Source organism: Ephemeroptericola cinctiostellae, from assembly GCF_003339525.1.
In the GTDB taxonomy this organism is placed as follows: domain Bacteria; phylum Pseudomonadota; class Gammaproteobacteria; order Burkholderiales; family Burkholderiaceae; genus Hydromonas; species Hydromonas cinctiostellae.
Genome location: NZ_CP031124.1, coordinates 174,355 through 198,777 on the forward strand (window position 1 = coordinate 174,355; position 24,423 = coordinate 198,777).

At 50.3% G+C, this 24,423-nt stretch carries 24 protein-coding genes; 13 read left to right on the plus strand and 11 right to left on the minus strand.

The features are described 5' to 3' along the window. Positions 1-101 precede the first annotated feature (101 nt). The gene (trhP, locus tag DTO96_RS00885) at positions 102-1,448 is read left to right on the plus strand and encodes a prephenate-dependent tRNA uridine(34) hydroxylase TrhP (RefSeq protein ID WP_114561769.1); all 1,347 of its coding nucleotides are present in this window, start codon (positions 102-104) and stop codon (positions 1,446-1,448) included. 147 nt (positions 1,449-1,595) lie between these two features. Here the strand turns inward: trhP and DTO96_RS00890 are convergent, their stop codons facing one another. From DTO96_RS00890 to mutM, 8 genes are all read right to left on the minus strand, one after another. After that, positions 1,596-2,003, minus strand: coding sequence for a barstar family protein (locus tag DTO96_RS00890; protein ID WP_157964290.1), 408 nt, complete (start codon positions 2,001-2,003; stop codon positions 1,596-1,598). Positions 2,004-2,014: 11 nt separating this feature from the next. Continuing rightward, complete coding sequence (locus tag DTO96_RS13085) at positions 2,015-2,563, minus strand: guanyl-specific ribonuclease (RefSeq protein WP_373277801.1); 549 nt, start codon at positions 2,561-2,563, stop codon at positions 2,015-2,017. A gap of 5 nt (positions 2,564-2,568) precedes the next feature. Then, positions 2,569-4,878, minus strand: coding sequence for an NADP-dependent malic enzyme (locus DTO96_RS00900; protein ID WP_308418250.1), 2,310 nt, complete (start codon positions 4,876-4,878; stop codon positions 2,569-2,571). Between the two features lie 275 nt (positions 4,879-5,153). Next, positions 5,154-5,603: a hypothetical protein gene (locus DTO96_RS00905; RefSeq protein WP_114561771.1), complete on the minus strand. Its 450-nt coding sequence runs from the start codon at positions 5,601-5,603 to the stop codon at positions 5,154-5,156. Between the two features lie 132 nt (positions 5,604-5,735). Continuing rightward, positions 5,736-6,176 carry a hypothetical protein gene (locus tag DTO96_RS00910; protein ID WP_225972526.1) on the minus strand — a complete coding sequence of 147 codons (441 nt, stop codon included), beginning with the start codon at positions 6,174-6,176 and terminating at the stop codon, positions 5,736-5,738. 911 nt (positions 6,177-7,087) lie between these two features. Next, positions 7,088-7,843, minus strand: coding sequence for an alpha/beta fold hydrolase (locus DTO96_RS00915; protein WP_114561772.1), 756 nt, complete (start codon positions 7,841-7,843; stop codon positions 7,088-7,090). Positions 7,844-8,470: 627 nt separating this feature from the next. Beyond that, complete coding sequence (gene mutY / locus DTO96_RS00920; protein WP_114561773.1) at positions 8,471-9,580, minus strand: A/G-specific adenine glycosylase; 1,110 nt, start codon at positions 9,578-9,580, stop codon at positions 8,471-8,473. After that, complete coding sequence (gene mutM, locus DTO96_RS00925) at positions 9,577-10,446, minus strand: bifunctional DNA-formamidopyrimidine glycosylase/DNA-(apurinic or apyrimidinic site) lyase (RefSeq protein WP_114561774.1); 870 nt, start codon at positions 10,444-10,446, stop codon at positions 9,577-9,579. Before mutM ends, mutY begins: the two co-directional genes overlap by 4 nt. Before the next feature lie 237 nt (positions 10,447-10,683). Between mutM and DTO96_RS00930 the strand changes: the two genes are divergently transcribed. The 8 genes from DTO96_RS00930 (at position 10,684) to DTO96_RS00965 (ending at position 16,672) form a co-directional block, all read left to right on the plus strand. Then, positions 10,684-11,697, plus strand: a complete 1,014-nt coding sequence (locus DTO96_RS00930; RefSeq protein ID WP_114561775.1) for a tetratricopeptide repeat protein — start codon at positions 10,684-10,686, stop codon at positions 11,695-11,697. Positions 11,698-11,699: 2 nt separating this feature from the next. After that, positions 11,700-12,263 (plus strand): outer membrane lipoprotein LolB, encoded by a 564-nt coding sequence (locus DTO96_RS00935; RefSeq protein WP_114561776.1) that lies wholly within the window; start codon positions 11,700-11,702, stop codon positions 12,261-12,263. A gap of 53 nt (positions 12,264-12,316) precedes the next feature. Beyond that, positions 12,317-13,018, plus strand: a complete 702-nt coding sequence (locus DTO96_RS00940; protein ID WP_114561777.1) for a glutathione S-transferase N-terminal domain-containing protein — start codon at positions 12,317-12,319, stop codon at positions 13,016-13,018. A 45-nt stretch (positions 13,019-13,063) separates the two neighbouring features. Continuing rightward, positions 13,064-13,933, plus strand: a complete 870-nt coding sequence (gene ispE / locus DTO96_RS00945) for a 4-(cytidine 5'-diphospho)-2-C-methyl-D-erythritol kinase (RefSeq protein WP_114561778.1) — start codon at positions 13,064-13,066, stop codon at positions 13,931-13,933. A gap of 164 nt (positions 13,934-14,097) precedes the next feature. After that, positions 14,098-14,412 (plus strand): hypothetical protein, encoded by a 315-nt coding sequence (locus tag DTO96_RS00950; RefSeq protein ID WP_114561779.1) that lies wholly within the window; start codon positions 14,098-14,100, stop codon positions 14,410-14,412. A gap of 393 nt (positions 14,413-14,805) precedes the next feature. Next, positions 14,806-15,108, plus strand: a complete 303-nt coding sequence (locus DTO96_RS00955; protein ID WP_114563862.1) for an ArsR/SmtB family transcription factor — start codon at positions 14,806-14,808, stop codon at positions 15,106-15,108. Beyond that, positions 15,101-16,066, plus strand: a complete 966-nt coding sequence (locus tag DTO96_RS00960) for a cation diffusion facilitator family transporter (RefSeq protein ID WP_114561780.1) — start codon at positions 15,101-15,103, stop codon at positions 16,064-16,066. Before DTO96_RS00955 ends, DTO96_RS00960 begins: the two co-directional genes overlap by 8 nt. Positions 16,067-16,096: 30 nt before the next feature. Beyond that, positions 16,097-16,672 (plus strand): TMEM165/GDT1 family protein, encoded by a 576-nt coding sequence (locus DTO96_RS00965; protein WP_114561781.1) that lies wholly within the window; start codon positions 16,097-16,099, stop codon positions 16,670-16,672. 214 nt (positions 16,673-16,886) lie between these two features. Here DTO96_RS00965 and DTO96_RS00970 read toward each other — a convergent pair whose 3' ends face one another. After that, positions 16,887-17,630 carry a beta-ketoacyl-ACP reductase gene (locus DTO96_RS00970; RefSeq protein WP_114561782.1) on the minus strand — a complete coding sequence of 248 codons (744 nt, stop codon included), beginning with the start codon at positions 17,628-17,630 and terminating at the stop codon, positions 16,887-16,889. Between the two features lie 189 nt (positions 17,631-17,819). Beyond that, positions 17,820-18,551 (minus strand): YebC/PmpR family DNA-binding transcriptional regulator, encoded by a 732-nt coding sequence (locus DTO96_RS00975; protein WP_114561783.1) that lies wholly within the window; start codon positions 18,549-18,551, stop codon positions 17,820-17,822. A gap of 297 nt (positions 18,552-18,848) precedes the next feature. On the opposite strand from DTO96_RS00975, the gene DTO96_RS00980 reads away from it, so the two are divergent. After that, the gene (locus DTO96_RS00980) at positions 18,849-20,348 is read left to right on the plus strand and encodes a helicase HerA-like domain-containing protein (RefSeq protein ID WP_114561784.1); all 1,500 of its coding nucleotides are present in this window, start codon (positions 18,849-18,851) and stop codon (positions 20,346-20,348) included. Positions 20,349-20,491: 143 nt separating this feature from the next. Then, a complete protein-coding gene (can, locus tag DTO96_RS00985) occupies positions 20,492-21,208 on the plus strand; it encodes a carbonate dehydratase (protein ID WP_114561785.1) in 717 nt (238 codons plus the stop codon). A 37-nt stretch (positions 21,209-21,245) separates the two neighbouring features. On the opposite strand, the gene DTO96_RS00990 is transcribed toward can, so the two are convergent. Further along, positions 21,246-22,154: a cation diffusion facilitator family transporter gene (locus tag DTO96_RS00990; protein ID WP_114561786.1), complete on the minus strand. Its 909-nt coding sequence runs from the start codon at positions 22,152-22,154 to the stop codon at positions 21,246-21,248. A 344-nt stretch (positions 22,155-22,498) separates the two neighbouring features. Here DTO96_RS00990 and gatC point away from each other — a divergent pair, with 344 nt between their 5' ends. Then, positions 22,499-22,798, plus strand: coding sequence for an Asp-tRNA(Asn)/Glu-tRNA(Gln) amidotransferase subunit GatC (gene gatC, locus DTO96_RS00995; RefSeq protein ID WP_114561787.1), 300 nt, complete (start codon positions 22,499-22,501; stop codon positions 22,796-22,798). Positions 22,799-22,920: 122 nt separating this feature from the next. Continuing rightward, complete coding sequence (gene gatA / locus DTO96_RS01000; RefSeq protein WP_192879027.1) at positions 22,921-24,405, plus strand: Asp-tRNA(Asn)/Glu-tRNA(Gln) amidotransferase subunit GatA; 1,485 nt, start codon at positions 22,921-22,923, stop codon at positions 24,403-24,405. Positions 24,406-24,423 lie beyond the last annotated feature (18 nt).

A 24,423-nucleotide genomic window follows, 5' to 3' on the forward strand; every position in this document is an offset into this window, starting at 1 on the left:
CAATAGCCATGAAGTTAATGTGGCTATTGCATTGATTTGAGATTAAAATATCGCCTCAATCGAAAAGCCCTCAATCGTGAGGGCGCCTCTTGATCAGGACGATGACCATGAACACTGAATTACTGCTCCCCGCAGGCACCTTAGACAAAATGCGCGCTGCCTATGATTTCGGCGCTGATGCCGTTTATGCGGGACAACCGCGCTACTCTTTACGTGCGCGCAACAACGATTTCAATAACAAAACGTTAAAAATCGGCATTGATGAAGCCCATGCACGCGGTAAAAAACTGTATGTCGCCTCAAACATCATGCCGCACAACAGCAAAATCAAAACCTACCTATCGGACATGGAACCAATCATCGAAATGAAGCCTGATGCATTGATCATGGCCGACCCCGGTTTAATCATGATGGTGCGTGACAAATGGCCTGAGCAGGCGATCCACTTGTCTGTGCAAGCGAACACGGTCAATTACATGGCGGTTAAATTTTGGCAACGCATGGGGGTCGAACGCATCATTTTGTCACGCGAATTGTCGATTGATGAAATCGCCCAGATTCGCCAAGAATGCCCCGATATGGAACTGGAAGTGTTTGTACACGGCGCTTTGTGCATCGCTTACTCAGGGCGTTGCTTGCTGTCAGGCTATTTCAACCACCGCGACCCCAACCAAGGCACGTGCACCAACTCCTGCCGCTGGGATTACAAAATGCACGACACCGCCAACACCGATTCAGGCGATGTGCAAGTGATTCAATTTGATTTGAATCAAGCATGGGAAGAGTCCAACGATGCTTTTGCCGACATCACCGACATCAAACGTCACCCGCTGGCGAATAAAACCTACCTCATCGAGGAGGCCACGCGTGTGGGTGAAATGATGCCCATTTTGGAGGATGAGCACGGCACTTACATCATGAACTCCAAAGATTTGCGCGCGATTCAGCATGTGCAAAAATTAATTGAAGTCGGTGTCGATTCGCTCAAAATCGAAGGCCGCACCAAGTCGCTGTACTATGTGGCACGCACGGCACAAACCTACCGTCGCGCCATTGACGATGCGATCGCGGGTCGCCCATTTAACCCCGAGCTGTATGCGGAACTTGAAGGCCTTGCCAACCGTGGTTACACCGATGGCTTCTTGCAACGCCACACCTCACAAGAAACACAAAACTACATCAGCGGCTATTCCAGCGCAAAAAGCAGTCAATATGTGGGTGATGTGACCGCGATTGATGAAGCGGGCTGGGCAACGATTGATGTCAAAAACAAATTCAAAGTGGGCGACACCCTGGAAATCATCCACCCCTCAGGCAACCACATTGTTCAGTTAAGCTCAATGCGTAAAAATGATCAAGAGATCACCGAAGCATCGGGTGGTGGGCATGTTGTGCAAATTCCAAACATGTTAGGCAAAGAAAAAGCATTGCTCGCACGAATTTTATAACAACAAAAAAGCCACGGTCATGACCGTGGCTTTTTTCACTTCTTATTTATTCTTACCTTCTTATTTATTCTTACACTTCTTATTTATTCTTACACTTCTTATTCACTTCTTGTTCGCTACTCAAACGCATCAAAACAACCCGAACAATCAGCTCAAAGTCATCCACAACACACTCACAGCCACACCCGCGCTTTCACTCATGGCATCACGCAACGTATCGGCAATGGGAAATAGCATTTTGCTCTGTGCCGCTGAACTTTTGAACAACCATGTTTGTGGTGTGCTGTTCTGTGAGGCCACATCCACCGCCACTCGCTCACTCACCACATCAAACAACGCATCCAGATTACCACCAAAGTAATCTGGAAACGCCAAGCGCTGCGCCATCAAACTCATGGCCTCGGGCTGTCCACTGACAGGACGCAGATCCACCACCACAATGTCACTGCCCAGATCATCGACGCACAAAGTCAAATATGCGGGCAATTGATCACGAGAAACATCATTCATTTTACCTGCGACATCCGCCCACACCACATTCAAACGGTCATTCATGGTCACCTCAATCATTCTGTCACACGGTTAAAAGTACGGTAATGATCCGCCGTATAGTAATACTCACCAGCCGTCGCCACATCCCCTGTTGTTCCTGAACCTGCAATCACCCGACGTGCCCCTCGATTGCCAGCACCTGGCGTGATCACCGTGTATTCATGGTAATAACCTCTGGCTTGCGCGGGCAATACGCCCTCTCGGTTGCTAAACACTTGACCATCTTGTCGGTAAGGAAAATCACTGCGTGCTTTGATTTTACCTATCACTTCCTGAGCCTCAGGAGGCAAACTGCGAAAACGGATGGTGGCGTAATCACCCCCAGCGGTGCTCCCCGTATTCGCATACGTGCTTGCGCCTTTCGATCCACTCGAAGCACCCGAACTTTGGCTGTCTTGGCTGCGCCCCGAAGACGTACTTGCCCCTCCAAAAACGGCTCCCATTGAGGAAGAGGATGAGGTCGAGGTTTGGTTGTGGCTGGCTTGCCAAGCATTGCAAGCCCCAACCAAACCCAAGGTAAACACCATCCCCAGCACTGCACTTAAACCATGAATGCGCTTCATTTTAATTACTCCGCACTGATGCTACCGAAATTCGCTTGCACCACCGACAAAGCGGTCATATTGACAATGCGGCGAACCGTCGACGATGAGGTCAAGATGTGCACGGGCTTATTCACACCCAGTAAAATCGGGCCCACAGCCACATTGTGACCTGCGGATGTTTTCAGCAAATTGTATGAAATATTGGCGGCATCGATGTTGGGCAACACCAACAAATTCGCCTCGCCTTTGAGGGTTGAGTTCGGCATGATTTGCTTGCGCATGACCACATCCAACGCCACGTCACCGTGCATTTCACCGTCGACTTCAAGCTCAGGTGCCATTTGGCGCAACAAGTTGTAAGTTTCACGCATTTTGATCGCAGACGGCGAGTTGCTTGAGCCAAAGTTTGAATGCGACAACAACGCAACGCGCGGCACAAAGCCCAAACGACGAACTTCTTCAGCGGCCATCAAGGTGATCTCAGCCAATTGCTCTGCGGTTGGGTTGTAATTGATGTGCGTATCGACCAAAAACACTTGGCGACCGGGTAACATCAAACCATTCATGGCGGCATACACGGTTTTATCGGCCTTATGACCAATGACCTGATCAATGTATTTCAAATGCACATCGGTGTTGCCAAATGTACCGCAAATCATCGCATCGGCATCGCCATTGCGCACCATCATGCCACCGATTAAGGTGCTGCGACGGCGCATTTCAAGGCGAGCATAATTTTTGGTTACGCCTTGACGCTCCGTCAAATCGAGGTATTCCTGCCAGTAGCCGTGGTAACGCTCATCGAAATCAGGATTAATTAAATCGAAATCTTCGCCATTTTTGATGCGCAAGCCAAAACGCTCAATGCGCTCTTCAACCACTTTAGGGCGACCCACCAAAACAGGGCGGGCAATTTTCTCATCCGCCACCACTTGCACGGCACGCAACACGCGCTCATCTTCGCCTTCTGCAAAAACGACACGCGTGCCAAACTCTTTGGTGTTTTTCTTCGCCAATGCAAACACTGGTTTCATGAACGTACCGCTGTGGTAGACAAACTGCTGCAAAGATTCGGTGTACTGCGCCATGTCCTCAATCGGACGCGTCGCCACGCCTGAATCCATCGCGGCTTGCGCGACGGCTGGGGCGATTTTCACAATCAAACGTGGGTCAAATGGTTTTGGAATCAGGTATTCAGGGCCAAAACTTAAGTTTTGAATGCCATAGGCCGAAGCCACCACGTCGGACTGCTCTTGTCGTGCCAAATCCGCCACCGCCTTCACCGCGGCAACTTCCATTTCACGCGTGATGGTGCTTGCGCCAACATCCAATGCGCCACGGAAAATGAAAGGGAAACACAACACATTGTTCACTTGGTTGGGGTAATCCGTACGTCCCGTGGCAATGATGGCATCAGGGCGAACCTCCTTGACCAATTCGGGCAAAATTTCGGGCGTTGGGTTGGCCAAAGCAAAGACCAACGGGTCTTTTGCCATTTTTTTAACCATGTCTTGTTTGAGCACGCCGCCCGCAGACAAACCGAGGAAAATGTCCGCACCTTCGATGGCTTCAGACAAAGTGCGTTGTTCGGTTTCTTGTGCAAATTTGGCCTTGTCTTCATCCATCAACACCGTGCGACCTTTGAACACCACCCCTTCGATGTCCGTGACCCAAATGTTTTCAATCGGCAAACCCAAATCCACCAACAAATCCAAACATGCCAATGCCGCAGCACCTGCGCCCGATGCAACCAGTTTGACTTTTTTAATGTCTTTACCGACCACAGCCAAACCATTGGTGATGCCAGCGCCCACGACAATCGCCGTACCGTGTTGATCATCATGAAAAACGGGAATGCTCATGCGCTCACGCAATTTACGCTCGACGTAGAAACAATCGGGTGCTTTGATGTCCTCTAAGTTTATACCGCCAAAAGTTGGCTCAAGCGCTGCAATGATTTCAACCAACTTCTCAGGATCAGGCTCGTTCAACTCGATGTCAAACACGTCAATGCCTGCAAATTTTTTGAACAACACCGCCTTACCCTCCATCACGGGCTTGCTGGCGAGCGGGCCAATATTACCCAAACCCAGCACCGCCGTGCCGTTGGTGACCACGCCCACGAGGTTACCACGCGCGGTATAACGCACCGCATTGGCGGGATCGGCCACAATCTCCTCACACGCCGCCGCCACACCCGGTGAATACGCCAAAGCCAAATCGTGTTGATTGGTCATGTTTTTGGTGGGCTCGACCGAGATTTTGCCCGGTTTTGGAAACTCATGGTAATCCAGTGCTGCTTGACGGAATTGGTCGTTCATCGGTTGTGCCATGCTGGTATTCTCCTTTGTATGGGTTTGTTTTTTTGCATTCTACGCCGTTTGAGGAGAAGGCAAAAGTCATTTAAAGTGAACGGGCGTTTGAATTTTTGGGTGTAGGCTGGTGGTGAGGGTAACGAACTCCAACAATTGTGGGCAAATGATGAAAAAATTGCCCAAGATTGGGTGATTTGGATGACAAGGTATAGCGTTAGAGTTTATTTTACTCACTCCAAACCACTTATTAACGCAGCGCCCCGCGACAGAAAATAGCGAGGTTGAACGCTAGGTTAGGCAGTGGCGACTAATTGGGCTGCATATGGTTTAGGCGGGAACAATGCTTTCAACTCCGAAAAATCATCGTTTGCTTTTACTGCAATCTCTGACCATGCTCGCTCAAAAGCGGGGCGCTTAAAGTTTGTTTTAATCCCTTCTTGCCAAAACACCCATGTTTCGTTCGATATCCGACCCGCGTTGTGAAGAAACGCTTGTTCATTGCACAGATCAAAATAGTGATACATCTCATCAAAATGAGCGGAATACTCTTCATCATTTAACGGCTCACCAAGTAATGCCTTGGTCGGCAATTTTGAGATTAAATCTCTGTACTCCTTGGCAAAGGAATCTTCGAAGCTAGTAACAGCTTGTCGTTTAGCAAGGACGAGTTGCCAAGCTGCCACAACGACAGCTGCTGCTGTAGCAATATTGGCAAGAGCAGAAAGAATTTCGAGACAAGTCATATGTAGTTACTTAATGCCGAGTTCAACGGCAGTTTTTAAATTATGATTTTATGGAATGTTTTTGCGCAGCAAAACTGCGACTTAAAACTGCCCAACGCACGCACATAATCTGCGGTGCTTAATCTCGACTTATTAAAACTTGTTTGTAACCACCTTGTAATGGTAGCTATTAATTTGTTGATTTATTTCACGTAACTTTGAATCTAAATTTGCATGTTCATTTTGAACAGCCTCAAGTCCACTGGGCGAAGTCTGTAAAACTTCAGCTAGTTTTATTTGTTGCTCAATAAGCTCAATATAATGCTGACGAAATGCCAGCAAAGCATTTAACCTTCCGACATCATTTGCTTTGCGTGCTTCTTTTGCACTCCAGAAAGCATACAGAGCTGACAGTGGAGCTGCTAAAGTAGTAAATATTGCTATAGTTTCTACAGACGACATGCTTGATACCTCTTGGCTTTTATAAATTTCTAACGGCAAAAAAATTTCCATTTTGTCGCATATCCTGATTAATAAAAATAAAAAGTACAACCACCTGCTTTTAAAAAACAAAACAAATTGACTTGAACTCATTGCAGATTATTATACCTATTGCCATAGGAAAAATGTCACGCAGCTCACCCCCCCAAAAGGCATAAACTTGTTTTTATCAAGTACGCCACACTCACCGTACCCAATGATGGCGACCTCTGAAAATGGATTGCAGCATCATCCTCTCACTTAAAGCAACCCGTGCCGTCATTCCCGCATGGTGTCAGCGGGAATCCAGTGGGGCGCAAAGCGCACCTTAAGCCTTCGATTAAAAAGGTAAAGAAAATGCTTCGCATTTGACTGGATTACCGCCAAACCGATGCGGGAATGACGGAGTGGGCTGTACAGTCGGCACTGTCTATTCAAAAATCAGTTTTTAGAAATTTCCTTGAAATCTTGAATGTGATTTGTTTTAAATAAGCTTCCATAGCCATTTCATTCATGAATCCGTCACGCCATGCTGAGTGGGCTGTGCGTACGTGCGACATCAGCCAGCACTGGCGATTGCGGGTTTAAGCCCGCAATGACAGGTCGAATTGAATATCGGAATGACGATAACGCGCGTTCAAACCGCTCACATGTGGGCGATAAGCCTCCTTCGCCATGTCATATTTGACCCACGCGTAGAAAGTGGGTTGGCGTGAATGAAATCAACACCAACACCCAAACAGTCATCCCTTTAGCCCAATCAGCCCAATATTGATGGGGTGTGTTTTCGTTGCTTGCCTACAATTGTTGGATATGTGACTTTATAGAGAACACCTGTTCCTGTTGATGTGAGTTGGCCTTGATCTTAACTGGCTCCAGCTGCGATGCGCAGGCTGTTGCGCGTCAATGCGTGTTCGATTGGGGCTCGATGAGGGCGTTGAATGCCGTCAATTTTTCCCTCTCTGTTCATCGTCTCGCATTGAGGCGCACGCTATCGTGGGTCAGATCGACCGAGGGGTTAGGCATCAGTGCGCGGCGGCAACCAGTTCTTGAATTGCTGAAATTACCAGGTTTGGCTCAGTGAACTGGGGAAAGTGCCCGCTCTTGGAGGCCTGCAGTTGGACACCGAGTGGGGACAGGCCGGCAAGCGATTCTTGGTGTTTGGCACGAAGCGCCAGCATCTCGCTGTTAGTGGCCCAAGCCATGGCGGGCTTGGTACCCGTGAGAATTCTCAGCGGCAGTAGCGGAAAATCAGGGGCGCAAGCAATCTCCGAGACTGACTTCAATGCATGGAGGGTTTCATGGTTTGGATTCAATGGAAAAAGGTGATTCGCGACCCATGCGAAGCTCCGTTGCAATGCATTCTCGTACAGTTTGAGGTGAGATACATCATCTGGCGCGGTGGCCTCAAGCATGACGATGCCAGCGATGTCGTTTGGGTGCAGTCGCGCGAAGTGGTTCGCGACCAAGCCGCCGAATGAGTGGCCAACGAGCACCCAAGGTCGAGGAACTGAAACGGCCAAGAGCAGGTTTCTGAGGTCTTCGACCATCACACCGCTTGTTTGTGGATGCAAGGGTTTTGTGCTTCTTCCAAGACCCGGACGGTTGTATGCGAAAGTCGTTGTGGTCTCGGACAGGGCGGAGAAGACCCTGTGCCAACCTTCCATAGGGCCGCCGGAGCCGTTGATGAGAACGACGGATGGCTCGCCCACGCCTGCGGTCACGTACTCGAAGGTGGTGTCGCCTATCTCGTAGAGCTTGGTCGCGGGAAGCATGAGCATGATGGCTGTTCTAATGCCTAACGTGTCGGTTATGCGTCAAAAAACACTGATATTCTGTTTTCATTTGGCCGCATATCCTGATTAATAAAAAAAGTATAACCAACTGATTTTAAAGAAACAAAACAAGCCGATTTGAATCCATTACGGCTTATACCTATTATCATAGAAAAAGCGTCACGTACATTCAATTCACAATCACACTCTAAAGACATAAATCGTTTTTGTCAAACACGCCACACTCGTCATGCTTAATTAAAGCCACCTCTAAAAACTGATCCCAACGTCATCCATTCGCTTAAAGTAACCCGTGCCGTCATTCCCGCATGGGGTTAGCGGGAATCCAGTGGGGCGTAAAGCGCACCTTAAGCCTTTGATTAAAAAGGTAAAGCAAATGCTTCGCATTTGGCTGGATTCCCGCTAAAAACATGCGGGAATGACGGAGTGGGCTGTACAGTCGGTGTTGCCTATTCAAACATCAATTTTTAGAGGTCTTCTTGAATGTGATTTGTTTTAGAAAGCTTATGTAGCCATTTCATTCATGAGTCCGTCATGGCGCGCTGAGTGGGCTGTGCGTGCGGCATCTCGCAGTTCTGTAGATTGCGGGTCAAGCCCGCAATGACGAGTCACTCAGTCAATCGATCCTAAAACCTGCTCGATGATTCCCAAAATGGGTTTGGGCAAACCCACGCCTTTTAGGTCGTCCACATCGAACCAGCCGCCGTGCTCGGCATTTTCAGCATCCTCTAAACCGTGCGCTTGGCTGGCGGTGAGTTGAAAAATGTGCGGTTGTAGGTGCAAGATCCTATGGGTGAGGACGTGGCGGATGCGTGGCGCATTGGTTTTGTCTTTTTTATCTTGATTTGCATCTATGCTTGCATTTACGTTTACATCCAAGCGCGGCTGTTCGGGAAAGCTGTACAACCCTGCCCAAATGCCTTTGCTCGGCCTTTTTTCCAGCCAGACCCGCCCTGCGTGTTGGTAAATGTATAAATTCACGTCAAACTCAGGTGACACTTTTCGCACCTTGGCGGGTGGGATGTCGTCGGTGAGATGGTGGATGCGGGCATAGCAGTTGGTTTGCATGGGGCAGATGTCGCACTGCGGTTTGCGGCGTGCGCATAGGCTCGCGCCCAAATCCATCAGCCCTTGGGTGTAGGCGCGCAAGGCGGCGGCGTGGGTGAGTTTAAGTTTTTTCGCATCGTTGGCGGTGACCAGCAGTTCGTTGGCGTGTTGCCACATGATTTTATCGGTGGCGGCGGATGCGGGGGTGCGGATGCCGTGGACGCGGGCGATGATGCGTTTGACGTTGCCGTCGAGGATCGCGGCGGGGTAGCCGTAGGCGAAAACGGCAATGGCGGCGGCGGTGGATGCGCCGATGCCTTTGAGGGTGATGAGTTGCTCGGGCGTGCGCGGAAATTCGCCGCCAAAATCGGCCACGACGGCTTTCGCGCAGGCGTGCAAATTGCGTGCTCGGCTGTAGTAACCCAATCCCGTCCACAAAGACATCACGTCATCGTGCTCGGCGCGCGCCAGCGATTGTACGTCTGGAAAACGCGCCAAAAACTTGGCGTAGTAATCCATGACCGTGACCACTTGGGTTTGCTGCAACATGACTTCGGACAGCCAAATCCGATAGGCGTCGGTGGTGTTTTGCCACGGCAAATCATGCCGCCCGTGCGTGCGTTGCCATGACACCAAGGCTTGGGCAAAAGAAAACGGTGTGGTCGTGTGGCTCATGCGGTGTTTTTCTTTGACTTGGGTTGAGTTCGCTTTTGACACGTGGCGCAAAAATACGTGGCGCGCTGGGCTTGTACGATGCGCTGAATATCGTGCCCACAGCGCGTACACGGCTCTCCCGCGCGGTCATACACATTGTAATGCATTTGAAAATAGCCGCTGGTGCCGTCACTGTTGACGAAATCTTTAAGTGTGCTGCCACCTTTTTCAATCGCGGCGTGCAGGACGATTTTGATTTGCGCCGCCATCTGTTCGCATTGTTTGCGCGTCAATGATTGGGCGGGGGTTTCAGGGTGGATTTTGCAACGAAACAGGACTTCGGAGGCGTAGATATTGCCCACACCGACCACGATATCACCCGACAGCAACGCCACTTTGATGGCTTGGGTTCGCGTGCGAATGTGTTTATAAAAATACGCGCCATTGAATGCGTCATCGAAAGGCTCAATGCCCAAACCCACCAAGCGCGGATGCATCAACACGTCGCCGTCGGCCAAGTCGTGCCAGTGCAACGAACCGAAGCGGCGTGGGTCATGGTAGCGCAGCACATGCGTATCAAAGACCCAATCGAGGTGGTCGTGTTTTTGTACCGCTGCGCTTGGCTCAACGATGCGCAAGCTGCCCGACATGCCGAGGTGAATCAGCAGTGCGCCCTGCGTTTTGTCTGCACAAACACAATATAGAATCAGGTACTTTCCACGCCGTGCGGTGTGGGTGATGACCGCCTGACTCAGTCGTTCAGGCAGATCCAAGTCAACGGGCCAGCGCAAGCGCGCATTACGGATGATGAATTGTTGTATCGTATGCCCGCTCACATGTGGGTCAATACCGAGGCGAGACACCTCTACTTCTGGGAGTTCAGGCATGATTTTAAACAACTTTTCACAGGTGACAAAAAACGACTTTAAACATGGCGCTGCTTATGATGCGACTCCGCAAACGCCATTCACAACTTGAGTTTGCTTGACAAAGGCTTCATCACAGAAAAACAAACTTTGCTTTCTGTAAAAGGGAGGTTTGCATTTCTTCCGTATTGTCTTACGGTACAATTCCATCACTCACGTGCGCATCACTTTAATGCAGCCATCATACAGGATTTGACCATGCCTTTCACCGCCCATCATTTCAAAAGCACCCGCCTAAAACACGCATTGCGCAGCTTATGCGGCGTGTGCGCAGTTGGATTCGCCCTTCACGCACAAGCACAAACACCCGATGAAGTGATTCAGCCTGCAACCACCACAGACACCCAAGCCCCTCCCCTCAAGAAAGTCGAATACGATTTACCCAAGCTGCTGTTGACCCGTGAAATTGTGCTCGGCACCATTGCCGGCGACATGTTGCTGCAACGCGGCAAGCCAGTTGATGCCTACAACATGTATTTGACCATGGCGATGAAAACCCGCGACCCTCGTTATGCCGAACTGGCGTACAAAGTCGCGGCCATGCTGGGGGCAAAAGAGCCCGCACTTGAGGCCGCAAAATTGCTTAAATTGCTCGCACCCAATGCAGTGGTCGGTCAAGACCTGCAAATCCATTCGGACATCGAAAAAGCCTATGGTTTGATTGATGCCCAACGTTACCGCCCTGCTTACGAGGCCGCCAAAAGCATTCTCGCCAATGCACCTGACAATGTGGCCGCGCTGTCTTTGCTGGCCGATGTGGCAGATCGTTTGGGACGCAACAGCGAGGCACAGGCCACACTTGAAAAACTCATCGCCATCGACCCCAAGAATCCTGAGAATAAAAACGCACTGGGTTATTTTTTAGCCGATAAAAACATGCGATTGGATGAAGCCGCACAACTGATTCAACAAGCGCACACCGCGCGCCCCGATGCGGGTCACATCACCGACAGCATGGCATGGGTGGCTTATCGACAAGGCCAATTGGGTGACGCTCTAAAATACGCGGAACAAGCCGTGGCACAAGACCCGCACGAAGAATCACAGGTGCACTATGCCGAAATTTTATGGGCGAACGACAAACATGATCAAGCACTGGAAGTGTTTCGTGATGTGTATGCTGGCACACCGTTTTTACCATCGCTGCGCAACACGTTAGAACGACTTAACATCCCATTGTCCACCGTTAAACCACAAATCAAGAAAAAATAACCATGCACGCACGCAACATCCTAAACATATTAAGCAGTGCCGCAATGGCCTTGACTTTAGCAGCCTGCGCCAGCGTCGCTCCAAAACGCGATGCCAACAACATCAACGATGTGGTTCAATTCAACATGGATGCACGCTTCGCAGTCAACTACATTGATCAAGGCGAAGATAAAAGCATGACAGGCAAAATGCAATGGGAAGACACCCGTCGCGCCACGGACATCACGTTGTCAACACCACTCGGCAACGCAATGGCGGCACTGCACGTCACACAAAATGAAGCACGGGTGAAAACATCCGATGGGCACTTGTTTGTCGAAAACACACCAGAGGAACTGACGTATCGCTTGCTTGGTTATGAGTTGCCTTTATCCAATGTGCGTGAATGGATCGGCACAAAAGGCCAATCCTTGCCCAAAGCAGATCAAGGCGATTGGCATGTGGAATACACCAAAACATTCAGCGACCCTTCTTTAGCAAAACGCATGGTAGTAACACGCCTTAAACCATCACCTTTGACCTTCACGCTGATGGTGGATGAACGCTCAGATGCACCGGGCGAATAATCTCCTTCCATGCATTACCCCCAAAAAAACTAAACGAGGCACTGGAATTGACCATGAAAACACTCTCTGACTTTCCGATCACGCAACGTTGGGCACCTCAATTTCCTGACCGCATTCAATTGTATTCACTGCCCACACCCAACGGGGTCAAAGTGTCAATCGCCCTCGAAGAGATGCAGTTGCCGTATGAGTCACACACGATTTCCTTCGTCACCAATGACCAACTCAGCCCTGAGTTTTTATCCCTGAACCCCAACAACAAAATCCCCGCCATCATTGATCCCAACGGTCCAAACAACACACCTTTGGCCTTATTTGAATCTGGTGCGATTTTATTGTATTTGGCAGAAAAATCAGGACAACTGTTGCCCAAAGACGCGGCCTTGCGCTATGAAACCATTCAGTGGTTGATGTTTCAAATGGGTGGCATTGGCCCCATATTCGGCCAACTGGGGTTCTTTCATAAATTTGCAGGAAAAGAATATGAAGACAAACGGCCACGTGACCGCTATGTTGCCGAATCCAAACGTTTATTGGGTGTTTTAGACCAACGTTTGGCAGGGCGAAATTGGGTCATGGGCGATGAATACACCATCGCCGACATCGCCATTTTGCCATGGGTGAACAACCTCATCCATTTTTATGGTGCAGGGGACTTGGTGGAGATGAGCCGCTTTCCAAATGTATTGCGGGTGCTTTCTGTATTTTTAACACGCCCTGCGGTTGCGCGAGGTTTAAGCCCACGTGCCGAATAAATGAACGGTTCAATGACCGCTCAATGACCACTTAATAAATACTTAATGAATCGCACCACTTACCTTTCCCCCGCCAAAATCAACTGGTTTTTACACGTCACGGGGCGGCGTGCCGATGGTTATCACACTTTAGAAACCGTTTTTCAATGCATCGACTGGTGTGATGAGTTGCACATCCATGCCGATGCGAATGGGGTGATTCGTTTGTCAGGTAATTTATGCGGCGTTGCAGACACCGACAATCTGGCTCATCGTGCAGCACGGGCTTTACAACAGCATGCGCATGCACAAGGCATCGCCACCGATCACCTCGGTGCGCACATTCACTTGGTCAAACACATCCCAACAGGTGCAGGTCTTGGCGGTGGCAGCTCAAATGCAGCCACCGTTCTGCGTGTGCTCAACGAGGTGTGGAATTTGCATTTTGACAACCCAACATTACAAACCATTGGCCTCACGCTCGGTGCTGATGTGCCTTTTTTTGTCAGCCAGTATTCAGCCGCTTTTGCCCGAGGGGTTGGCGAAACATTGCAAGCATTGAACTTGGTCAGCCGTGAGCTGCTGTTGGTCAATCCGAATGTCCACGTCAACACAAGGGCGGTGTTCACACACCCCAGCTTGCCGCGTCAGCATGCGCCTTTGAGCGACAGTTTAGATGCATTACAAACCCAATTGAACCACCTGCCTTTTCAAAATTCACACAGCAATGACCTTGAGGTGGTGACTTTCGCAGTGTCCCCTGAAGTAAAGGCGGTGTATGACGCACTCAAACCGCTCGCCCCCACACGCATGAGTGGTTCAGGGGCAACGGTTATGGCATGCCCAAGCAATGAGGCGGAGCATCAAGCGTTGAATGAGTGGACACAACGCTGCCCGACCCACTGGCAATTCCGTTGGGTGAAAAACATTGCTTAAACAGCCGTTACAAGCGAAGTGAAAAGCCGCCAACAAGCAAGACGACCTATTGTCACATTCCAACATGGTCTTGTTGCATGCGCCTTGTTGTATTGACATGTCGGATTGTTTCTGTAACATTTACACATCAAACACAAGCCGCATGAACTCAACAGGAGCTGACAATGAAAATATACTGGTCCCCAAAAAACATTCCCGAACTCGCGGGTCTCGATGCCGCCGCTCAAAAAAGCCTCATGCGCCAAGCCGTGCAAGAGGGGCGCAAGCGCTTGGGTACGCAATTCATACTCACCCGCGTCCTGATGATAGGCTTAGGTGGCATGTTGCTGCTCATGCTGTTGAGCAATGTGCTGCAAGGCTTCATCGGCGGCGCCGTTGCAGGCGGCTTGATTGGTTTGGCCATCGCGCTGTTCTTGCAAACACCCTGCATTGACGCAGGCCGAGAATGGCTGCGTGAACAAGGTCATCCAAAAGCATAAGCGAACACACAAGCCCTACCCCAGCGGCTCGTCCCACTCAGTTCATCACATGCGCTCTGGTGAATCCACCTGCCACGGGATGAATCATCACACGTCCACAACCAAGCCATTCCTAAATCAATCGACAGCAAGATCCAGTCATTGATGATTTAAATTTAAGCCAAAGGCTTATGCGCATGACCCAAGGGGGGTACCCGACACAGCCCAAGATCAAATCCATCAATCTGCAACTTAATCTGCAATCCAACCTGTCAACCAATGCAACATTGGTTTTTACGGATGGAACAACACACAAGGATGATTCATGGTGGATACGACACTCTTAATAAAACAGTTGAACAATTGTTCAACTGTTTGTATAATTCATGCTCCATCCTAAAAAAGCAAACACTCATGAATGCATCCCATTCCGAACACATTGAACAACTGGCTGATTTATTTGGCTTGCTTGGCGATCAAACACGCTTACAAATTGTATTGACGTGCTTAGATGAGCCCATCACGGTGACTGACATTGCCAAAAAGCTCAACCTCAGCACATCCTTGATCAGCCACCATTTGCGCTTGTTGCGCGCAGCGCGCGTGGTCAGTGGCGAACGACAAGGCAAACAAATTTTTTGCACCGTCAATGACCATCACATTCGCACCATGGTCAGCAACCTTTTAGAACACATTGCGGAGCCACACGATGACTGACACAACAACCCACCAACATAATCAAGGACTCGACGATTTCGCCGCTCACGGCGATGGCGATGCCCACCACCACCATCAACACAATTACAGCCAATCGCATTACCTCGGCTTTGCGTTGTTGCTGACGGGTGCGTTTTCATTGGTTGAGTTTTTGACGGGCTTGCATTCCAATTCTTTGGCTTTGATTTCGGATGCAGGTCACATGTTGACCGACACGGCCGCCTTGGCTTTGGCCTATTTTGCACAAAAAATGTCCACGCGCCCCGCATCAGCGCGTTTATCGTTTGGCTACACCCGAGTCGAAATCGTCGCGGCATTCACCAATGGTTTGACCATGGCGGCGATTGTGCTGTGGATCATGGGGCAAGCCCTGTGGCGATTGTGGCATCCGATTGTGGTGGATGGCTCAACCGTCACATGGGTGGCTACTTTGGGGCTGATCGTCAACCTGTTGGTGGCCTTCTTACTGCACCGCGATCAATCCAGCATGAACTCACGTGCTGCATTCATTCATGTCTTGGGCGATTTGCTCGGCTCAGTGGCCGCCATCATTGCAGGTGTGGTCATTTCTGCAACGGGCTGGATGCCCATTGATCCTATTTTATCTATTTTTGTGTCATTGCTCATTGTTCGCTCAACATGGGCTTTGCTTAAAGAGTCGTCATGGCATTTAATGAATGGCGTGCCCCACGGCATTGATTACAACGACGTCGGTGCAAGCTTGCGTGGTTTATCGGGCATTGCATCGGTGCATGATCTACACATTTGGGACATGTCGCCCAACCACCCCACGTTAATGGCACACGTGATTCTAGAGCCCAATAAAGAATGGCCGGTCTTGCTCAATGATGCCCGTGCCATGTTGAGGGAGAAATTTGGCATCGAGCATGTGACATTGCAACCCGAATGGGCGCTGGATCCCAACTGTCACAACCACGATGGCCATGACGACATTTAAACCTTTTTTAATTTTGTATTGAGAACTCAGATGGAAGCTTTTTTAATTTCAACGGGCGTTGTTGCCCTCGCCGAAATCGGTGACAAAACACAATTGCTCGCATTCATCCTTGCGGCCAAATTTAAAAAACCCGTGCCGATCATTTTGGGCATTCTCGCCGCCACATTGGTCAACCACGGGTTTGCAGGCGCGCTGGGCGAATGGATCACCTCTCTGGCCAGCCCTCAGGTCATGCGCTGGATTTTGGGCGGCTCATTCATTGCCATGGCGTTATGGATTCTTGTGCCCGACCAATTCGATGAAGGCGATGCCAAATTGGCAAAATACGGCGTGTTTGTCACCACATTGATTGCTTTTTTTCTTGCAGAAATGGGCGATAAAACACAAATCGCCACCATCGGCTTGGCCGCAAAATACCACAACCTGATCGCGGTGGTTGCGGGCACGACATTTGGCATGATGATCGCCAATGTCCCCGCCGTGATATTTGGTGAAAAAATTGCCAACAGCATCCAACCCAAAATCGTGCATCGCATTGCGGCCGTTATTTTCTTCGTGCTTGGTGTGGCCACACTGCTTGGCGCGGGGGCAGGTTTAGGCGTTTAACCCCAAACAAGCACCAATAAAATCAAAACATTGGGTGACCGAGGTTTGTTTAACGGTGCACATTAAACAAACCGATGCCCCTCAGGAGAAGGATCGATGTGGGTCAGCGTCACAGCATTGACCCCATTGAGGGTGGGGCGGTGATGTGAGCCACGCACAAAAAACCGATGGGGATGCCATCGGTTTTTTTGTCATGTTTAGGATGCATTTGGGATTAAATCGACAAACCGCCCGACACTTCCAAAGCCACACCGTTGATGTAACTCGCTTCTTCTGACGCCAAAAAGGCATAAGCATTGGCGATTTCCTCAGGCTGCCCCAATCGACGCTGCCAGCACTGACCCTTCATCGTGTCCAATACTTTTTCTGGAATGGTTTCCAAAATCGGCGTGTTGATGAAACCTGGGCACACCGCATTGACGCGAATGCCTTTCGGGCCCAATTCACGCGCCCACGTGGTCGTGAAGCCAATCACACCATATTTACTTGCAGAATAATTGGTTTGGCCAAAGTTCCCGTACAAGCCCACCACGCTTGAAGCGTTCAAAATCACACCAGAACCTTGTGCCAACATCACATGCGCCACCGCCTGCGAACACGCAAACACCGCTTTCAAATTGACACTGATGACCTGATCGAACTGCGCTTCGGTCATATTAATCAAACGGGCATCGCGCGTGATCCCCGCATTGTTCACCAAAATGTCAATCCGACCATGATCGGCCACCACTTTGCTCACCAACGCATCAACCTGAGCACGCTCTGTGACGTTAACCACGGCAATGTCTGCGGCAAAACCATCTGCTTGCAATGTTGCTTGGGCCAACTGCAAGCTGGCCTCATTCATATCCACCAACACCACTTTCGCACCCTCTGACGCAAATTTACGTGCAGTGGCTAAACCAATGCCTTGGGCAGCACCCGTGATGATGGCAACTTTATTGGACAAACGCGGCATATCAACTCCTAAAGATATTGTAATCATAAAAATAAACACCAGCACCTTGCTTGAGCAGTACAAGGCGAAACATTTTGACAGAAATTGAATACAAACAGCGAAAAATACAGCCGAGCACCCACAAATACAACAGGCAGATACAAACAAGCCGTTGCATCGCAACGGCTCAACTCAAAACGCAACCCAACATCAATCGTCCACATCCATCACGGCATTGGTGTAGACCTCTTGCACATCGTCCAAATCTTCCAAACGATCCAAGATTTTTTGCATGCTCACCGCATCATCACCTGTGAGCTCAATGTCATTTTCGGCGCGCATCGTGATGTCGGCCTCCTCAGCCGTCAAACCCGCCGATTCAAAAGCGGCCTTGACCGCCTCAAAATCAATCGGATCACACAACACCTCAATCACGCCCTCCGCATCACTCATCACATCTTGAGCACCTGCTTCGAGAGCCACTTCCATGATTTGATCTTCGGTGTATTCGGGTGAAAAAATAAACTGGCCACAATGTTTGAACATGAACGCCACCGAACCATCTGTACCCAAATTACCACCGTGTTTCGACAACGCATGGCGCACATCGGCCACGGTGCGCGTGCGATTGTCGGTCATGCAATCAATGATGATCGCCGCACCACCAATGCCATAACCTTCGTAGCGAATTTCTTCATAGTTTTCGCCCTCACCCGCGCCCGCACCACGCGCCACCGCACGATTGATGTTGTCATTCGGCATGTTCGCACCTTTGGCCTTGTCAATCGCCAAACGCAAACGCGGATTGGCCGACACATCGCCCCCACCCGATTTCGCCGCAACTTGTAACTCTTTAATCAAACGCGTCCACACCTTCCCGCGTGTTGCATCGGCGCGCGCTTTTTTGTGCTTAATGTTTGCCCACTTGCTATGACCTGCCATGTTTGTGCTCTCTTAACGATTGAATGGATGTGTGAATCAGAAAGGCACATTTTAACACCGCATGCCACACAAAACCAGTCGTTAAATGTGCGCCACTTGCCCCCTTTAATAAGCACAGGCGGAAACCCCAAACATCACGGCATGCTTAATCACCGGCGCCATCGAATGCGAGACGAGCCCGCCGATCAATATCCAAAGCATCCTGCATGGCTGTGACACTTTGGTTTATAATCGGACGGTTATTTTTTCACACGAGCATGCGGCACGTATTCGCCCATGCCCACTCAAGGAGCTCCCATGGCAGACCCGATTCTCATCGGCAAATCTTCAGCAATTGAAGTCACTTTTTTACCGCAAATGGGTAATCGTCACGGGCTCATCACGGGCGCGACGGGTACAGGAAAAACGGTGAGTTTACAGGCATTGGCACAACACTTCGTGGATTTGGGCGTGCCTGTGTTCATGGCGGATGTGAAAGGCGATTTAACGGGCATCAGCCAAGCAGGCGGCGGCAATGAGAAAGTCATCGCCCGATTGAAGGACTTGGGTTTGCCCGAACCTGATTATCAAGGGGCACCGACGACTTTATGGGATGTGTTTGGCGAAAAAGGCCATCCCGTGCGTGCAACTATCAGCGACATGGGACCATTGCTGTTATCGCGCATGTTGGATTTGAACGACACGCAAACAGGCGTACTGAACATGGTGTTCCGCATCGCGGATGACAATGGTTTATTGCTGCTTGACTTAAAAGACTTACGGGCCATGTTGACCTACGTGGGTGAGAATGCGAAAACATTCACAACCACTTACGGCAATGTTTCGGCAGCCTCGATTGGCGCGGTACAACGTGGCTTATTGGCGATCGAAGAGCAAGGCGCGGGGCAGTTTTTCGGCGAGCCCATGCTCAACATCGCCGACATGATGCAAACAGTGGATGGTAAAGGTGTCGTGAACATCCTGGCCGCAGATAAACTGATGAATTCGCCGCGCGTGTATGGCGCATTTTTGTTGTGGATGCTGTCGGAGCTGTTCGAAACTTTACCCGAAGTCGGCGACGTGGATCAGCCGAAATTTGCATTTTTCTTTGATGAAGCCCATTTACTATTCAACGACGCTCCCAAAGTATTGCTCGAAAAAATCGAACAGGTTGTGCGCTTGATTCGCTCAAAAGGCGTCGGCGTGTATTTCGTCACGCAAAACCCAATTGACATCCCCGACACCGTGTTAGGTCAGCTGGGCAATCGCATTCAACACGCGCTCCGCGCCTTCACTCCACGCGATCAAAAAGCGGTGCAAGTTGCGGCGACGACGATGCGCGAAAATCCCGATTTGGACATCACCACCGCCATCACCGAGCTGGGCGTTGGTGAAGCTTTGGTTTCAACCTTGGATGAAAAAGGCCGTCCAAATATCACCCAACGTGTGTTCATGCTGCCGCCGCCCTCACACCTCGGCCCCGCAACCGATGCAGAGCGTGCTGCTTTAATCAAAAACTCCATTGTTGCTGGCGTGTACGAAGCAACCGTTGACCCTGAATCAGCGTACGAAAAATTGCAAGCACGCACACAAGCGGCACAAGTAGAAGAAGCAGAAGCCAAAAAAGCCGACGAAGGTGGCGGCCTGTTTGATTCAATTGGCGGCTTGTTTGGCGGCTCAAAAAAATCATCGCGCAGCGACAGCGTGGTCGAAGCCATGGCCAAAAGTGCAATGCGCAGTGTGGGCAGCAATTTGGGACGAGAAATTGTGCGTGGCGTGCTGGGCAGTTTATTTGGCAGCAGCACGAAGCGCCGTTAATCAATCCACTTAAGGACATTAAGGAAAGATAGAAAATAAAAGGAGGGGCAATACAGACGCTACAAACAACCGTAACGCCTTGCCCCACGCACCTTAAGCCCCATTACGGCCATCACAGCAACAAGTTTTCAAAGAAAGTGACCATGATCAAAACCTTCAATCCACTCCATCCACTCCATCCACTTGATCCACCCAAAACAACCCTCAAACATTTAATCGAGAACAACCGCACGTGGTCTGAACGCACGCGTGCCGCCGAACCCCATTTTTTTGAAGCACTGGCTTTACAACAAAACCCAGAATACATGTGGATTGGCTGTGCAGATTCGCGCGTCCCTGCAAATGAGCTGATTGGCCTGTTGCCAGGCGAAGTGTTTGTGCATCGCAATGTGGCCAATTTAATCGTTCACAGCGACCTGAACTGTCTGTCCGCCATGCAATACGCGGTGGACATGTTAAAAGTGAAGCACATGATTGTTTGTGGTCACTATGGCTGTGGCGGCGTAAAAAGCGTACTCGAAAACAACCGCGTTGGCTTGGCCGACAACTGGTTGCGACACATCCATGACACACGCATCAAATACACCCTGTTGCTCAATCAAGTTGAAGATCAAGCCCTTAAGTTTGATCGTTTGTGTGAGCTGAATGTGCTTGAACAAGTCGTCAATGCCTGCCACAGCACTGTCGTGCAAGACGCTTGGGATCGAGGACAAGCCATCACCGTACACAGCTGGATTTATAATTTACGCGATGGTTTATTGCGCAGTTTGGGGCTGGAAGTCTCGGCAATTGATGAACTCGTGTCTCAATATGACGAAGTTTTACTGCGAATGAGTCAAGCGCTCCATCAGGACAGTTAACCACCCAGCACCCGCTGGACTCAAAGTCCTATGATGCTCACGCCTCTGAGTCCAGCTCAAAAAATATCCATTTCACAGCAGGAAACGCTGATTTAATTCGAACTTCAGCCCCGTTGACCATGGCAATAATTTCGCCCTGCGTTTGCGCACTGTCAATCAACTGCGCTTTGAGCGCAACCATCACGTCACTGCCGAACTGGATGGTGATGATTTTATGAATCCGTTTGATTTCAGGCTGTTCGCGGACAAAACGCTCCAAATCATCCAACACCACAGGGTCCATGCTTTTACCCACCAGCAAACGCTTGGTTTGTATGCCCACAAACAACGCCACTAAAATCAACAACACACCAATCGCCATGGTACCAATGGCATCATAAATCGGGTTGTGCGTGATGAGCGTGGCCACTATCGCCAGCAAAGCAATGCTCAAACCAATCAGTGCCGCACCATTTTCACCAAACAACACGAGCAATTCACTGGTTCGAGATTCCTTTGCCCACTGCAACACACTGCGATGCTCGCGCTCAATATTGATTTCTTTCAGACACGCCCACAGAGAAAAGCCTTCTAAAACAAGACTAAACAATAAAATGCCAATCGCCAGTAAGGGGTTCTCAATCGGTTCTTCGCTGTGGAAACGATGCCACCCCTCATACACAGAAAACACACCGCCCATGCTGAACAACAACAAGGCCACGATGAACGACCAAAAATACATTTCCTTGCCATAACCCATTGGATGATCGGCATCGGGGGCACGTGCGGCGCGCTTCATGCCCCACATCAACAACAGCTGATTGGAACAATCGGCAAAGGAATGAATGGCTTCCGCCAGCATCGCACCCGAATGGGTAAACAAAGCGGCGAAGAGTTTGACACTGGCAATTGCCACATTGGCAATCAATGAGAAAACGATGGATTTTAAAGAGTTGGCTGTGGACATAAACGAGACATGTGTAATTGGATGAAAATCAATGAATAAAAATCAAGCGCATGGGTTGAGCATGGCGCACGGCCTGGTCAGTTCACATGCGGGCTGCGCCTCACACCTTCCCCACCATTGGGCACAACTTTAACACAGACCCAATGCACAATAGGGGTCAAACACCATGCATCTGCGCCGCACTCATCTGACGGGGGCATGAATCAAAGTCACCCAGCGCGCCATTGATCGGTGGGATAAGGCATGACCGTGTCTCCTTTCACATACATCTGTCGCCACAGCCCAAGCATTTACGGTACAATTTCAGGCAATTCAATTGAATGTTTAATTTACACAGGTACACTATGGCACTCACCCTTGACGACGTACGCAAAGTCGCACGATTGGCGCAGCTTGAGCTGGACGCCTCAGAAGAAAACCAGACTTTGTCCCACTTGGGCAACATCTTCAACCTCATTGATCAAATGCAAGCCATCGACACCACGGGCGTGGCTCCACTGATGCATCCCATTGCGATGATGACCGAAGTTTCACAGCGTTTGCGCACCGATGCCGTCACAGAAACCAACAACCGCGAAGCCAATATGGCCAACGCGCCACAAGCCGCAGAAGGCTATTTTTTGGTGCCAAAAGTCATTGAGTAAACTAGCGGGCACGGCGGCAGATATTGATGATGACCCAAACCCGCCAAACCAAAACACACAACGCATGACCGCACCCCATCATTCCAGTACAAACACAGCATTCTCCTCTTAGGTACACCATGTTGCACACCCTGACCATCGCGCAAATGCGCACCGAACTCATCAACAAAAAAGTATCTGCGACCGAAGTCGCTCAACATTTTTTGTCACGCATTGAGACTCACCGAGACCTCAATGCGTTCATCACCGTTGACCCAAGCGCAACATTGGCGCAAGCCGCCGCCGCAGACAACGCTTTAAGCAATGGTGCTGCGGGTGCACTCACAGGCATACCGCTCGCACACAAAGACGTTTTCGTCACGCGAGACTTCGCCACCACAGCAGGGTCAAAGATTTTGGCCAAATACAAAAGCCCATTTGATGCCGCGGCTGTTGCGCGCTTGGCTCAAGCAGGTGCCGTTTGTGTCGGCAAAGCGAACATGGACGAATTCGCCATGGGCTCATCCAATGAAAATTCATTTTATGGCGCGGTCAAAAACCCGTGGAATCCACTCACGGTACCAGGCGGCTCATCGGGCGGCTCAGCCGCAGCCGTCGCCGCAGGTTTGTGCTTGGGCGCAACGGGCACAGACACAGGCGGCTCCATCCGTCAACCCGCCTCATTCACAGGCATCACAGGCATCAAGCCAACTTACGGGCGCGTATCGCGCTATGGCATGATCGCTTATGCGTCGTCGTTGGATCAAGGGGGTCCCATGGCGCGCACGGCGGAAGATTGCGCGCTCCTCCTCAATGCCATGGCGGGCTTCGATGAAAAAGACTCAACCTCAATGGAACGTGATGACGAAGACTTCACCCGCTTATTGGCCCAAAACTTCTCTGCTGATGCCACCGAATCTCAGCCGCTCAAAGGTTTAAAAATTGGTGTGCCTGCAGAATTTTATGGCGCGGGCTTGAATGAAGAAGTTAAAGCAGCCACTTTGGCGGCCATTGATCAATATGTTCAACTCGGCGCCACCGTGGTGGATGTGCGCCTGCCCAAAACTGAACTGTCGATCCCAACCTACTACGTGATTGCCCCCGCAGAAGCCTCAAGCAACCTGTCTCGTTTCGATGGCGTGCGCTATGGCCACCGCGCCGAGAACTACACCGACCTCGAAGACATGTACCGCAAAACCCGTGCCGAAGGCTTTGGCTGGGAAGTGCAACGCCGCATCTTGGTCGGCGCATACGTGCTTTCACACGGCTACTACGATGCCTATTATTTGCAAGCGCAACGCCTGCGCCGCATGATTGCCCAAGACTATCAAAATGCCTTGGCGCAATGCGACGTCATCATGGGGCCTGTCGCACCGACAACTGCATGGGCGCTTGGCGAAAAATCCAGTGATCCCGTGCAAATGTACTTGGCCGACATTTACACGCTGTCCCTCAACTTAGCGGGTTTGCCCGGCATGAGCGTGCCATGTGGTTTTGATGCCAGTGGCTTGCCCATTGGCCTGCAAATCATTGGCAATTATTTTGATGAGGCGCGCCTATTGCAAGTGGCTCATGCCTTCCAACAACACACCCATTGGCATCAACGCACACCAGCGCTGGCGCAATAAAGGTTTATTGTTATGCGC

Coding starts and splice junctions, on each gene's coding strand:
- trhP (WP_114561769.1), top strand. CDS start 102: ATGACCATGAACACTGAATTACTGCTCCCCGCAGGCACCTTAGACAAA.
- DTO96_RS00890 (WP_157964290.1), bottom strand. CDS start 2,003: ATGAATGACCGTTTGAATGTGGTGTGGGCGGATGTCGCAGGTAAAATG.
- DTO96_RS13085 (WP_373277801.1), bottom strand. CDS start 2,563: ATGAAGCGCATTCATGGTTTAAGTGCAGTGCTGGGGATGGTGTTTACC.
- DTO96_RS00900 (WP_308418250.1), bottom strand. CDS start 4,878: ATGGCACAACCGATGAACGACCAATTCCGTCAAGCAGCACTGGATTAC.
- DTO96_RS00905 (WP_114561771.1), bottom strand. CDS start 5,603: ATGACTTGTCTCGAAATTCTTTCTGCTCTTGCCAATATTGCTACAGCA.
- DTO96_RS00910 (WP_225972526.1), bottom strand. CDS start 6,176: ATGAGTTCAAGTCAATTTGTTTTGTTTTTTAAAAGCAGGTGGTTGTAC.
- DTO96_RS00915 (WP_114561772.1), bottom strand. CDS start 7,843: ATGCTCATGCTTCCCGCGACCAAGCTCTACGAGATAGGCGACACCACC.
- mutY (WP_114561773.1), bottom strand. CDS start 9,580: ATGAGCCACACGACCACACCGTTTTCTTTTGCCCAAGCCTTGGTGTCA.
- mutM (WP_114561774.1), bottom strand. CDS start 10,446: ATGCCTGAACTCCCAGAAGTAGAGGTGTCTCGCCTCGGTATTGACCCA.
- DTO96_RS00930 (WP_114561775.1), top strand. CDS start 10,684: ATGCCTTTCACCGCCCATCATTTCAAAAGCACCCGCCTAAAACACGCA.
- DTO96_RS00935 (WP_114561776.1), top strand. CDS start 11,700: ATGCACGCACGCAACATCCTAAACATATTAAGCAGTGCCGCAATGGCC.
- DTO96_RS00940 (WP_114561777.1), top strand. CDS start 12,317: ATGAAAACACTCTCTGACTTTCCGATCACGCAACGTTGGGCACCTCAA.
- ispE (WP_114561778.1), top strand. CDS start 13,064: ATGAATCGCACCACTTACCTTTCCCCCGCCAAAATCAACTGGTTTTTA.
- DTO96_RS00950 (WP_114561779.1), top strand. CDS start 14,098: ATGAAAATATACTGGTCCCCAAAAAACATTCCCGAACTCGCGGGTCTC.
- DTO96_RS00955 (WP_114563862.1), top strand. CDS start 14,806: ATGAATGCATCCCATTCCGAACACATTGAACAACTGGCTGATTTATTT.
- DTO96_RS00960 (WP_114561780.1), top strand. CDS start 15,101: ATGACTGACACAACAACCCACCAACATAATCAAGGACTCGACGATTTC.
- DTO96_RS00965 (WP_114561781.1), top strand. CDS start 16,097: ATGGAAGCTTTTTTAATTTCAACGGGCGTTGTTGCCCTCGCCGAAATC.
- DTO96_RS00970 (WP_114561782.1), bottom strand. CDS start 17,630: ATGCCGCGTTTGTCCAATAAAGTTGCCATCATCACGGGTGCTGCCCAA.
- DTO96_RS00975 (WP_114561783.1), bottom strand. CDS start 18,551: ATGGCAGGTCATAGCAAGTGGGCAAACATTAAGCACAAAAAAGCGCGC.
- DTO96_RS00980 (WP_114561784.1), top strand. CDS start 18,849: ATGGCAGACCCGATTCTCATCGGCAAATCTTCAGCAATTGAAGTCACT.
- can (WP_114561785.1), top strand. CDS start 20,492: ATGATCAAAACCTTCAATCCACTCCATCCACTCCATCCACTTGATCCA.
- DTO96_RS00990 (WP_114561786.1), bottom strand. CDS start 22,154: ATGTCCACAGCCAACTCTTTAAAATCCATCGTTTTCTCATTGATTGCC.
- gatC (WP_114561787.1), top strand. CDS start 22,499: ATGGCACTCACCCTTGACGACGTACGCAAAGTCGCACGATTGGCGCAG.